The organism is Porphyromonas sp., assembly GCF_030529325.1.
Classification (GTDB): Bacteria; Bacteroidota; Bacteroidia; order Bacteroidales; family Porphyromonadaceae; genus Porphyromonas_A.
On record NZ_JAUMXC010000006.1, the window covers coordinates 1 to 13,246 of the forward strand.

The 13,246-nt window shown below is 43.6% G+C and carries 11 protein-coding genes; all 11 read left to right on the forward strand.

Annotated features, from left to right (window positions below; genetic code table 11):
- The first annotated feature begins 240 nt into the window (after window positions 1-240).
- The gene (locus tag Q4A14_RS01790; RefSeq protein WP_303169507.1) at window positions 241-1,851 is read left to right on the forward strand and encodes a hypothetical protein; all 1,611 of its coding nucleotides are present in this window, start codon (window positions 241-243) and stop codon (window positions 1,849-1,851) included.
- Window positions 1,852-2,154: 303 nt separating this feature from the next.
- The gene (locus Q4A14_RS01795; RefSeq protein WP_303169508.1) at window positions 2,155-3,354 is read left to right on the forward strand and encodes a hypothetical protein; all 1,200 of its coding nucleotides are present in this window, start codon (window positions 2,155-2,157) and stop codon (window positions 3,352-3,354) included.
- A complete protein-coding gene (gene cas10, locus Q4A14_RS01800) occupies window positions 3,351-4,889 on the forward strand; it encodes a type III-B CRISPR-associated protein Cas10/Cmr2 (RefSeq protein WP_303169510.1) in 1,539 nt (512 codons plus the stop codon). Before Q4A14_RS01795 ends, cas10 begins: the two co-directional genes overlap by 4 nt.
- Window positions 4,879-6,084 (forward strand): type III-B CRISPR module-associated protein Cmr3, encoded by a 1,206-nt coding sequence (gene cmr3 / locus Q4A14_RS01805; RefSeq protein WP_303169511.1) that lies wholly within the window; start codon window positions 4,879-4,881, stop codon window positions 6,082-6,084. Before cas10 ends, cmr3 begins: the two co-directional genes overlap by 11 nt.
- 11 nt (window positions 6,085-6,095) lie before the next feature.
- A complete protein-coding gene (gene cmr4, locus Q4A14_RS01810) occupies window positions 6,096-6,767 on the forward strand; it encodes a type III-B CRISPR module RAMP protein Cmr4 (protein ID WP_303169513.1) in 672 nt (223 codons plus the stop codon).
- Entirely contained in the window at window positions 6,768-7,211 is a 444-nt protein-coding gene (locus Q4A14_RS01815) for a type III-B CRISPR module-associated protein Cmr5 (protein ID WP_303169515.1), read from the forward strand.
- Complete coding sequence (cmr6, locus tag Q4A14_RS01820; RefSeq protein WP_303169516.1) at window positions 7,208-7,957, forward strand: type III-B CRISPR module RAMP protein Cmr6; 750 nt, start codon at window positions 7,208-7,210, stop codon at window positions 7,955-7,957. Before Q4A14_RS01815 ends, cmr6 begins: the two co-directional genes overlap by 4 nt.
- A 69-nt stretch (window positions 7,958-8,026) precedes the next feature.
- Window positions 8,027-8,836 (forward strand): hypothetical protein, encoded by an 810-nt coding sequence (locus Q4A14_RS01825; protein ID WP_303169517.1) that lies wholly within the window; start codon window positions 8,027-8,029, stop codon window positions 8,834-8,836.
- 1,201 nt (window positions 8,837-10,037) lie between these two features.
- Complete coding sequence (locus tag Q4A14_RS01830) at window positions 10,038-11,126, forward strand: hypothetical protein (RefSeq protein ID WP_303169519.1); 1,089 nt, start codon at window positions 10,038-10,040, stop codon at window positions 11,124-11,126.
- A gap of 287 nt (window positions 11,127-11,413) precedes the next feature.
- The gene (gene pheS, locus Q4A14_RS01835) at window positions 11,414-12,436 is read left to right on the forward strand and encodes a phenylalanine--tRNA ligase subunit alpha (RefSeq protein WP_303169521.1); all 1,023 of its coding nucleotides are present in this window, start codon (window positions 11,414-11,416) and stop codon (window positions 12,434-12,436) included.
- 8 nt (window positions 12,437-12,444) lie between these two features.
- A complete protein-coding gene (gene nth, locus Q4A14_RS01840; protein WP_303169523.1) occupies window positions 12,445-13,092 on the forward strand; it encodes an endonuclease III in 648 nt (215 codons plus the stop codon).
- The last annotated feature ends 154 nt before the right edge of the window (window positions 13,093-13,246 follow it).

The window sequence follows — 13,246 nt, forward strand, 5'->3', positions numbered from 1 at the left end:
TGAAATCGTCAGAAATCCTAAACTTCCTACTTGCGCTTAAATCGAACTGGCGTTAATTTATCGTTTTTAGTTGCTTTTATTTCAGAAGGCACACCTTGATATTATTAAATATTTTTTATCTTTGTTATGACTCCAAAAGCAGGAGTTTTCTGACAATAATTTTGAGGAAATACTCTCCTCTTCGGCTATATTTAACCGATGGTGAGGCATGAAAATACTCACCTTTTTCACTTCAGACTCATGGATAATAATATGCCATACAGCAGACATATCTTCATTTTTCCTTTTCAATGGGACTACATCGGTCATAAGGTTTCGAAAAAGGAGGATCTATCGTACAATCAACGTACAGACATAGAGGCCTTTGATAGGATATTCACACAAGAGACGAAGTTGAAGAGGACGTTTTTTGAGATCAACGACTCTGCCATACATTACAATGAATACACCTACTATTATCCCTTTGTCCGCAACTCTATCTATGGCACAAAGGAGAATAAAGCAGTGTACTTTTACGAACTGCATGATGAAAATGGCAAGTATTCTATCGATATTAAAGCAGGCATCAATAGGACTTATGATCTAAGGCTAACGAAGATATCGGTGCATATCTTTGATACAGGGGTAGGGCTTGTCTCCTTTACCCTGCACAATGACTCCTATAAGGATGAGTCTGATATCCTTCGGATCAATGACTTCGGGCGTCGTCTATATCCACAATTTTTAGACAAATCGGAAAGACTTAAGGCCAAAGAAGTCTTCCTTGCTGATTCAATTTCGGGCCATATCGGAGTCTTGGACTTTTATGAGGACTTCAGTCAGTTTGAAGGAGAAATAGACCACCGCAGCCCCTTCCTGCCACCGGATCATATTCGACAGGTATTCGGGTATTCGAAAACAGACCGATTGGGAGACAGTTGGAGTAAATTTGTCTTCAGAGACCAGGATGAGCGTGCAGGTACGATCCGGATCTCTCCCATCATGGATGATAGGATGTACTTCTTGAGTCACTACAAAAATGGCCATCTCGCCAACCGAGTAGGAAGAAAAAGGGACTGTCCCAAACAAAAAATTGCAGCCCTCCATGGTATTACAGCCAATGACGGGTACGCATACGAGAGCGGTTATGAAAGAGACTTTTGGTACCGGTATATGTATGGAGATGGAAATGGCAAGGGGATTGCCAACTCTGATCTACAGCTATCTGAAATCAAGAAAGGCACATATTCACGATGGGTGGAGAACGGCACACTTATAGGGATCACAAGGGATTCTTCTGTTTACCTGTCAACTTTTCCTCCGATAGAAGCTCACTTCATGAGCATATACTATCAAATGGCAATACTCAACCTTGTTCAACGCGCCGGAGTCCTACGCTTCAGTGCAGAAATCACCAATCTTACCGAACAGATACTGGGACGGAAGAAAAAAGCAGGGAGACATATCAAAGAACTATACGAAAACTATATCCGATTTCTTAATCAGGTATTCTTCAGAGAAGTCACATCACAAATACAAGGCATCGAGATGTATGAGCTCTTCCAAAAGGCAATGAATATCGAGCGTGATGCCAAGGCGCTTGATGGAGAAATGACAGAGCTATTCAACTATCTCGAGATAGAAGAACAAACCGCCTTGAACAAAACTGCCAACCTGTATCTGCCTCTTGCTCTGATTACCGGAGTGCTGGGCATCAACACCCTTGGCTATAATGGTTGGTTTGACCGCCTATTCGCATGGAATAACACCAACAGTTGGCAGTGGAGTGTCGGAGACTTCATAACAACAATAGTCATAGCTATATGCCTATACTTCCCCATTAAATACCATTTCAAAACAAAAAATAAATAAGAGAACATTATGTGTATGATCAATAGCTGGCCTCAACTTATTTTCTGGTCGATTGTAGCAATCTGTTTAACTGTGGCGTTTGTTATGCGAATTGATAGACGTTATAAGTATCGTACCAGGAAAGCAGAACTAAATGCTCAAAAGGATATGGAAGAAATGCGACTCGGAAAACAACAGAAAAACAAAGAGGACGAACAGAAAAAATCATAATCAACAAGGCCCAGTCATCCTCCCAAGCAAAGCATGAAAATCTATATGCTGTGATACCAAGGTTAAATCCTTAAATCAAGAGAACAAGACTTTATGCACAAGTTAGAATTTGAACTCAAACAACACACTCCCATCATCCACTTCCAAGCAACGGATGATGGAGCAACTTTACGAGCTTCGGAAGTCAAGCCAAAACTGGATAGGTTTCTATTGAGAGCATATGAAAAAAAAATACCTCAATCGACAATCAAAAATGGAACAGAAAAAGGACATCATCCGAGCCTGGACTTCAAAATAAAGTTCATTCCTCACAATACAAAACGGATAAGTGCTGATCGTACGCCAATGTATTTTGGCAATCTAAAGTCAAAGAAGCCCAAACAGTTAATCTTTTCCGATAACGGAGTACGTATGATTATCTTGGTAAAAGATGAGACTCTAAAGAAACTTATTGAAGAAAACATGGCAAGGTTCTTCCTCCTTCATAATTTTGGATCTCGACAATCTAAAGGCTATGGTTCATTCACAATAAAAGATGAGAAAATCTCAAACATCAGGAGTCTCTACAAATACTCTTTTGATATTAAGACAACTGATTACAATAATGTCCTAAAGAGCATAAATTACTTTTACAAAAGTCTCAGAAGTGGAATAAATGAGTATCGTTCTAGTAAAGATAAAAAGTTGGTCTCTCTCCTCTATTTTAAGTCGGCTTTTCATTATTACGCCACGACCCATAAAGGAAAGCAATGGGATAAAAGAAGTATCAAGCAACACTTCTTCCCAGAACAACTGAAAAAAGAAGAGCAAATCCATAAGATCAATGATATCAACCGTGATGACGAAAAGTATGATTTTAGGGATTTACTTGGACTATCGACAAACGAAACTTGGAAACAATTCAATATCAGCAAGACTTGCAGGGGTAAAGACGGCAAGGAAATAAATCGTCTAAAGTCACCAATTCAATTTAAGCCCATTTTTATCGGAGACAAATGCGTCGTCTTCTTTGATGTATTTACCGAAGATACAGGGTTTGAAGAATTCTTGGGTAGCAAGGTGTTTGTGAATGCATTCAAAAAAGAGAAAGGGGAAGACTCCCTCAAGGAACCTTCAAAGCCTATCAAAGAACCATTAGAAATGATTGTTCCGCGTGATATTAAACTAAACGACATTCTCGACTATATATTTTCAAATATCGATGTAGAGAAAAGAATTGCTCCCATAAAAACGGAAGAAGGGAAAAAAATATTTGAAGATATAAAACGTATTTATACGAGTCTAAAAAAATGAGTACGAATACCTACACAGCTGTAACAATCGGACCGATATACAAGACTATTGAAAAGGCGCGTAGCGTGAAAGCCTTTTGGACTGCGAGCTATATGTTTTCGTGGATAATGAAGAGACTTCTGGAGGAGTATCCCCATAGAGACTTGATTATATCGCCTTGTCTTCCACAGGACGACGATTCTTTCAGAGGTCTAAAACACAAAGTGGGGCTATTCCCTGATAGACTTTTTATAGCAGGGGATGCTAAAGCCGACATCGAAAAGATTAAGGAAAAGGTCTTAATAGAGTTAGCGGAAGAGTTTAAGAACACTTTGGTAACTAAAGCAAACAGAGAAAGAAAACTTGTAGACTTTCAGGATTACTTAAAAAATTATATCTCCATCTCCACGATTACCCTAAAAGGCCTCGACTCCGGTGTCTTAAAAACGCTCAACGAGTACTTGGACACACAAGAACTTTTCAGCAAAAGTTCTCCTCAGAGCAAGGATTACATGGAAAAGTTTATTGAGGATCACGAAATTTATTTTTTGAAAGATTTCAGGGAGGAAGGAGAATCAAGAGCCTTTGAGAGCACCTCGGAGATAGCTGTTTCGGGGTGGCTTAGTAAAAAGGAGATTGAAGGGATCCTGAATAATAAAAGTGAAATTGACTACACAAAACTGACGCACAAAGAAGGTTATCGCAACTGCTACAAATACTTAGCCATCATAAATGCTGATGGAGACAATTTTGGTAAGTACATCAAAAAGCTTTCGAATCGGGAAGAAATGCAAGACTTTGCTCAGTTGTTTTTTGACTTCTCCGTCAATGTAACCAAAAAGCTAATGGATAAGACCAAGGCAGTTCCGGTCTACATCGGAGGAGATGACCTAAAGCTCTTTACTCCAATATTGGAAGGCGAGTCGGAGAAAGACATCTTCAGGCTCATCGATATCATAGACGAATGCTTCCGAGAATTTTGGGAAAAACTCCAAACCAGTGAGAAGTTGTCGATGTCATACGGAGTAAGCATCTTCTACCACAAAAGCCCTATGTCTGAAGCTCTCAAGGTGGCTGATGATATGAAGGAAAAGGCCAAAAGTGCTAAAGGCAAAGATGCCGTGGCGATATCCATCCAAAAACACAGTGGCCAAAAGATAGAGTTTCGGCTCCCTTGCAAGCACTCTACCTCTGTTCCTGCGGATCAAGAGCCTACTACCCTATATGCAGAGGCTTGTGAGCTCATAAAGGCATTCAAAGGAGATGTACCTATGATCAACAGCCTCATCTATTGGATTGAGGAGATGTATGAGGTCATCTTCACCGATAGTGTGGTGAAGGATGAAAGACGTATAAAAGCTGTCTTTGACAACTTTTTCGATGAGAGCACACATAAGGAGCATCATGAGGAAGACAGATTTTTCGATAGGCTTCAAAAGTTCATCTACAAGATGTACAACGATAAAGATGCACCCCAAGGGCTAAAGGAAAAGAAGGCGCTTTTACATGGCATCCTGCGCTACTGTCAGTTTGTAACCGCTAAAGATGAGAAATAATATGCCGACCTATCTCGTTAGACTCACACCGATAGACAAGTTTTTCTTCGGGCAAAAGAAGACCTTTGGCAACGATAATGCCAATTACTTTGTTCACTCTTCATACTTCCCACAGCAGACGACATTATTGGGGTTGCTGAGGTATCAGTTGCTACAAATAGCGGGGAATAATGTCTTCAAGGACAATAAGATTGCAAAGCCAAGGCTCGCAGAGCAAGAGATCGGCTCGCAGAGCTTTACTCCCTTTGCCACTGAGAGATTGAGATTCGGTAAGATTGAGTCAATATCTCCTGTCTTCATCATAGACAGGGCTACCGGAGAGCGTTTTATTCCCATGGGAAAACGATACAAAGAAAAAGAAGAAGAAAAGACTTCTTACGAGCTACTCTCACTATCCTGCGAAGAGGGGTGTCCACCAATTCTTGAGAAGTATGATGCGAAAGTTAAGCTTAAATCTTGCTGGGTATCATTAGAGAAAGGTACAATAATCCCTGAGGAAAAATTTTTCACACCTGACGAACGCACAGGAATCCGAAAGGATTATGAAGGTTCGACTCAAGATGACTCTTTCTTCCGTCAGACATTCTATAAATTCAATAAGTTTATTGATGAAGGAGAAGATAAGAACCCCCATAGTGATCCACATGACTTCTACTTTGCGACTCTATTGGAGACCAACAGCGAGATCAAATTCCCTGCTTTAGACAAACGCATAGTATACCTTGGTGGCGAACGACAACCTTTCGTGATGGAAGTCTCGGAGGAATCTTTCGATTTATCGAAAGCTGCTCCACCTTCTACAAGTGATAAGCAACACTATACCGTAGTCCTGCTGTCGGATGCATTGATCAAGCCGGAGCAGGTCTCTAAAGCTACTTTTGGCATCACAACGTTGAAAGACTTTGCATGTCTCCTCACCAACATAGACACGAAGAAGTATTACAACATGACAAAAAACCGTGCCTCAAAACCAAGAACATCAGAGGATGTCATAGCAGAAAAGAAGCAAAACGAATGTGAGCCAGAAGTTGCCCTGAGTTACGAACAAGAACTATATGCAGCCGGATCGGTCTTCTATTTCAAATGCGAGCAAGAAGCGGAAGATTTCCGCGAAGCTCTCAAAAGCAACATCAACTTCCATACCATCGGTTACAATCATGCCATAGTCATCGACCCATTACAACCTGAAAAATAAACCTATAACATATGAAAACAGCTATTTATACCATCAGATGCCTTACCAACATGCATGTCGGCAAGGGTGATGCTACCTACGAAGTCGTAGATAATTGTGTCCAACGGGATGTAACGACAGGCTTTCCCTGCATCTATTCTTCAAGTCTGAAAGGAGCTCTGAGACAATACTTCAGCAGTAAGAAATTTCCTCACATAAGACACGTCTTTGGAAGTGATGCCAATAACAAAGACCTGTCTCACAGTGTAGGACACTTCACCTTTTTCCAAGCCAACCTGATCGGCTATCCTGTTCGTACTGAAGGTGGAAACGAAACATATATACTCAGGACAAATAATAAACTAATAAAGCCCATTGAAAATTTGGCTAAACTTCTTGGAGTAGAGGATCTCTTTAATCAGGCGAAGCCTAATTTGACAGAAAATGAAAATCTCCTCGCTGAGCTCGAACAACTTCCGGTCATTGCCCGCAACAATTTGGATAACGGAGAGAGCCAAAACCTTTGGTACGAGGAAGTCATCCCTTCTGAGGCTCGATTTGTCTTCTTTGTATCTTACGACGATGAGGAGATATTTAAGGAGTTTGACAAGATACTCCAAGAAAGTCCGGTACAGATAGGAGCGAATGGCTCGATCGGTTATGGTTTTTGTAAGATTGAGAACATAATAAAAATTCAGAAGTAGATGGACAAGAGGAAGATACAAGAGCTTATCCCGATAGCAATGGATGCCATTGAAAGTGTCGGCATTGTAGATACTACTACAGCTTCATTCGAAAAAGTCCACAAAGGATACATCAATGCCCTTGGTCCCAACATCGTGCAGTCAGGGCTACTACCCACTCTTATTTTCTACAATAAAGAAGAGCGTGAATTATGGCTCAAAGCCCTCTACTATATGGAGATGAAGCAAGAGGGCAGGGAGATGACAGATCCCGATTTCACAGCAATCATCAAACTCGCTATCGACGAAAAGGCCGGAGATCTAAAAACATTGGCAACTGGTCCCGAACATAAAATGTGGGAGAAGAAGATACTTGAATACGCTGTGGCACTCAAGTTGGCACTTCGGACATTCACAGCAAAAGAGGCGAGCAAGGAAGATGAGAAAGGAGGGAAGGGACAATGAATTTTGGTCACTGGTACTATCGGCGTTATTTCGACACGTTGAAGATCAATAAAAAAGGAGAAGTTGTCAACTTCTCTGAGTTCAACAAGGGATCTAATGATAAGCTCAAAAACATTAAGATTATCCCCAAGATGCCACAAGACGGCTTTGGGGAAGGGGTCATTCAGACCTTCAAGCTGAAAACCACTTATCCCGGGCTGGTGTGTGGGATAGGTTATCATCACGAGATCAATAAGCCCAAAAGCGAAAAGGAAACAACAGACAAAGAAGACACCCCCGAAGTATACAACCTCGGGATGTACTTTGACTACACCTCAGGACTTCCCGTCATTCCCGGATCTTCGATCAAAGGGATGCTATGCTCAGCCATTGTTGAGTGGAGCTTCTTGAAGGACAAGGGCATGGATGCAGATAAAGTAGATAAATTTGTCAGCACCGTCTTTAAGGGTGAAGGTTTGTCGATCTACGATAGGGACATCTTCCTCGATGCTGTCCCTGTCGGCACACCGTCTCAACTCCTCTTCGGAGAGGACTACATCACCCATCATCCCGCCCCACTGCAAAACCCCACCCCTGTCCGCTTCCTGAGGGTCAATCCCGGCGTGACCTATGAGTTTCGGTTTATCCTCAAAGACCACGCAAAGGAACCCTCTGCCAAGGAAAAGCTTGATCTTTTCAAAGAGATCATCCTCACCTTCGGTCTCGGTGCCAAGACCAATGTAGGGTACGGACAGTTTACCGAATGATAAATCTACGACACGAGGGTGTGTTCCAAAGTTCAACACTTTGGCACACCCTTTTTTGTTATCATCTCTATGTCAGCCGTTACGCCAGCATCCTTACCCTTATTTCTCCAAAAGTTTTCCGCCTATCATTTCAGAGTCCGGTTCGAAGCCCGTCAGGCTTTCACCTTTTCGGGCAAATGGTACTTCTTGCCACGCTATGCACTGGGCAATGCATTGAAAAACAGTTCGCGCTTCTCACACCTCTATGGCGAACTATTCAAGCCACACGAGACAGAAGACGGCACCAACTCCTCTTCGCGACTGATCATACGAGTAGACAAGCCTTCCCGACGAGGATTTTCAAGAGGAGAAGCCCTCGATATCTACATCACCATCATCTCCCAAGACCCTCAGCTTGTGGAGGACTTCCTTACCTTTTTGCCCGAGTGGCAGGCGTACAACTTCTTTAACGATCACAGCTTCATCTACCGTTCTTACCAACTCTTCAGCCCCGAAGCCTCACTCTACCGCAACGGATCGACTATCGATCAAGCACGCCTTACGATCAACTTTTTTGTCCGCCAAGCCCCTCGTTGGCACGAACACCTCAGTCTGCGCTTCTTGACCCCTACGACGCTCAAGGTCGATCAAGTCCTCAAGCCCTCCCGAAGAGACGCCATGACACTACCTCTTAAGGCACATCATAAGGGCCCCAAAGGGTCAGAAAACAGCTGTTTGATTTTCGAAAAACATTTCCCCTCTCCTAAAAGCACTTTTCTCTATAAATCAACACATTATGAAAAACAAAAACGTCGACACTTTTTCGAAAATCATAGTCTAATGATAAGACCCCAACATATTTTCGAAGAAATGCCATCTTTAACAATTATAACACCCTGATTATCAGCAATGCCAAAGGGATATTTTTCGAAAATCGAAGAAAGATCATTTCTTAGCTTCTATTTTCGAAAAATCAAATTCTTTATATATCTTTGTTGCACAGGAGATTGAGAAGTAATATCTCATCCAAAATGTTCGTGTAAACACATTCTTGGACTATGATTTTCGAAAAAATAATCAGATCTGATTCTCAGTAAATTAGAAATGGTATAATCATTAAAACACTGATAATCAATCTCCATCTATACATAATCAGTCAATAAGACTATCAAGACTCCTCATACCAAGAGAGAAAGAGACGCTTCCCATAGTATCTATACATATTCAGTCAGTAAGACTATCAAGACGTAGAAACCTGAGCTCCTCCTTCAGTCCATTTCACAAACCTCCATCTATACATAATCAGTCAATAAGACTATCAAGACGAACCAACCACCCCTACCAAGTCGAAGTAGTAAGCTACCATCTATATATGCTGTAAGACGATGAGAATCCGTTGTTTTTAATTTATTTTTTGTACTCTTGCAGAGTAGAGGAGTAAGTCCTCTCAGGTGGGATGTCCGAAAGGCATCGTGCCCCCGGGAAGATGAACATTCGTCTTCCCCTACTTTTTTATCCATGTACGTAGCCGATCGGTAAAGCTATTTAGGAAGTATATTAGGAGAAAAACAGAAAAATAATGGCACAAATGATCCCGAAAAATCCAGTAAGAGTCTTGGATTGCAGTTCCAAGGTCAAACTGCTGATTTTTTCGGGACTTTTTATTTTGAGGGGATCTTCTGTGTATATGCGATCTGTCTTTAAGGGGCAGAACTTTGGAGTGACATTGTAGCGTTTATTTCCCATCGGCACATATTTCATGTATGATGTTGATGGGATTTTTGTTTTCGGGATGTATCTGTCGAAGCAGAGGAGGTGAAAAATCTTGGTTGGATGAAAAAGGGGCAGGTAGACTTGAAGAAAAAAGGTTGTCTAACTTGATGCGACAAGTTAGACTGATGAATTCATGAAGTTAGACAACTTAATTTCGACCTTTCACTACCTTGATATCAAGAGGTGTTGCAGAGTGTCTTAATTTGTGTAAATTTGGAGGGTAAAAATGAACATGATAGGGGGAGTGTCTTGTGGAGGTCGGGGGAGAGTTCCGGCTTTGAGATGAACCTTGTATCGTATGTAAATCCAAATAATAATCGTTTGTATCATGAAGAGATTTATCGTAATGGCAACAGTGTTGTTGATGCTGTTGTCTTGCCAAGAAAAGAGTCAACAACAAATCGAGGCCGGAGCGAAGTGGTTGGAGAGCCTGATCATCAATGCGGATGGTGAAGTGTGTGTCGACAGCACCGACGAAGAGCTGGTGATGACTCCTCGTCTGAGGGAGTTTTTCAATGACGCACTTCGTATCTACGGACCATCGAACATGGATGAAAATGAGTTGAAGGCTGCGGAGCAGGCTTACAAGGAAAAGTGGAAAGACATCTATCCCATCAAGGAGGATGATCACAAACTTTTCGGGAAAGGAAACGGGGAGACCACCTCTCTCTATGACCTCAAGGTCACACACAAGGAGGGATTGGTCTACAACGTGTACATCAGGTACGGCAGAGACTATGTCTACAACACGGAGGTAACACTCATACCTCATGAGGGAGCATTTCAGATAGACTATGCTTCGGTCGAGTATAGCAGGGCTCCCGGTGGGGATCAGGAAGGTATCGAGCCTTACTGGTCACTCGAGGATAGAGAGGCGAGAAAAAGGAAGTTTGAAGAGATCTTCACCCAATCGGAAGAGGGGGAGATGACCTATGAGGGGGCTTTGTTGACAGAGTTGGCGGGATTTACCAATCCCGAAGAGGTGACAGAAAAGTGGGGAAAGCCTCTGTTTGAGTGCAAGATATCCTACCCCAAGGACAACTATTACTACACAACCTGTGGAATAACCCACTCTTCTTTCGTCACTTATGAGCCGTTTGAGGCTTCTTGGGTACACTTTGAGTACAATCCGGAGTATCAAGCCGACCCATCCTTGACATTATTTTCGACCAACAGAGAGGGCTTTGGCTTCGCCGGACTCTATGTAGGTGTACCCGAGTGCAACAAGGAGGCTGTGATAGAGTACCTCGGCAACTGGTTTGGTCCGGAGCTATTGTCTCTATATGACAAGGAGGAGCATAGGGATGAGATGCTCGTCGTCAGACTCAGCCAAGAACTTCCCATAGAGATGGTCATCGTTTTTTCGGAAGATGGGTTGATCAAGTCTATGGAGTACAGCCCCGGTACATGTATGTAAAGGAGACAAAATCTGAGAATTTACCGATCTGAGGCATAGACATTTGGCCTCAGACAGAGAGCAGATAAAGCCGAACTCCGGGGAGACGTTACAAGGTCTCTCCGGAGTCTTTTTTAAGGATCACTTGGTGGGAGGGAGCGGGGAGATAAACTTTTGAGCCGTGGATATGATCCCGAGAGAGGAGAGAGTATGAGTAAAGTCTAATTATTTCAGCCAGATAGCTGTAATTAGGGACAAAAAGCGTAACTTCGCAGCTACGAAATTTTATTTACAGCAAGACTAACGACATGAGACAGAAGATACAAGCGCTTAAAGCACAGTTGGCAGAGCTCGCTCCGGAGACAGCAGAAGCTCTGGAAGAGATGAGACTGAAATACTTGAGTAAAAAGGGTGCGTTGAACGCCCTCTTTGCCGACTTCAAACTTGTCCCCAATGAGGAGAAGAAGGAAGTGGGTGCGCTCATCAACGAACTCAAGCAGTTGGCAACAGATAAGTACAACGAACTCAAAGAAAGACTCGAAAGTCGTAAGCAAAAGGGTGAGGGCAACCTCGATCTCAGCCGTACGGCATTCCCTTTCCCCATGGGCTCTCGTCACCCTCTCAACATCGTGAGGGATGAGGTCATCAATATCTTTTCCCGTCTCGGATTCAACGTGGCCGAAGGTCCTGAGATAGAGGACGACTGGCACGTCTTTGAGTCGCTCAACTTTGCCGACGATCATCCTGCTCGCGATATGCAGGATACATTCTTCGTATCTCACACGCCTGAGATAGTGTTGCGCACGCATACTTCTTCGGTACAGTCTCGTGTCATGGAGCAGGGACAACCTCCCATACGTATCATCTGCCCGGGCAGGGTGTATCGCAACGAAGCGATCTCTGCTCGCGCTCACTGCTTCTTCCATCAGGTGGAGGCACTATATATAGACGAAAATGTGTCGTTTGCCGATCTTCGTCAGGTACTCATGCACTTCGCTCAGGAGATGTTCGGGACAGAGACCAAGATACGTCTCCGCCCTTCGTTCTTCCCATTTACAGAGCCTTCGGCAGAGATGGATATCTCTTGTAACATCTGTGGCGGAGAGGGTTGCGGATTTTGTAAGCACACCGGCTGGGTGGAGATCCTCGGCTGCGGTATGGTTGATCCTGCCGTGCTCGATGCTTGCGGTATAGACAGCAAGAAGTACACGGGCTATGCTCTCGGTATGGGTATCGAGCGTATCACCAACCTGAAGTACCGTGTGAGCGACCTTCGCTTGTTCTCGGAAAACGACTTGAAGTTCTTACGCCAGTTCACCGCAGCACACTGATCAAAAGAGTGAAGCGACAGGAGAGATACGATGCCATCATCGCCTACTTCAAGGAAGCGATGCCCACAGCTGAGACGGAGCTGGAGTACACCAACCCGTTTGAGCTGCTTGTCGCCGTCATACTGTCTGCACAGTGTACGGACAAGAGGGTCAATATGATCACTCCCGCACTGTTTGAGGCCTTCCCGACGGCAGAGGTCATGGCGGCAGCTTCGCCCGAACTGCTATTTGAGTACATCAGAAGTGTCTCCTACCCCAACAACAAAGCGAAGCACCTTGCAGCGATGGCACGGATGCTGGTAGAGGACTTCGACTCCGTAGTACCGGACAGGATAGAGGAGCTTGTCAAACTCCCCGGGGTGGGCCGAAAGACAGCCAACGTCGTGGCTTCGGTCATCTATGATGTGCCTGCAATGCCCGTAGATACCCATGTGTACAGGGTGTCTCATCGCTTGGGGCTGGTACCGAGTACAGCCAATACGCCTCTCAAGGTGGAGCGTCTGCTGGAGCGTCACATCCCTCGTGAACTCCTTTCTCGTGCCCACCATTGGCTCATCCTCCACGGCAGATATGTATGCATAGCTCGCAGTCCGAAGTGCATGGAGTGCGGGATACGCTCTTATTGCCGTCACGGCGAAAAGGTACAGACCCTTTGATCATCTGCCGATCGTCTGCCACTCCGATTATTTTTTTCATATTTGTCTACGGCTCGTATATTTTACAACTATTTGGGTCTCTCCGATGTTGAATATTAGTGAGCTTTGTGTGGGTTATGGGAAATATGGCACGCATTTTGCTACGTAATAGAGA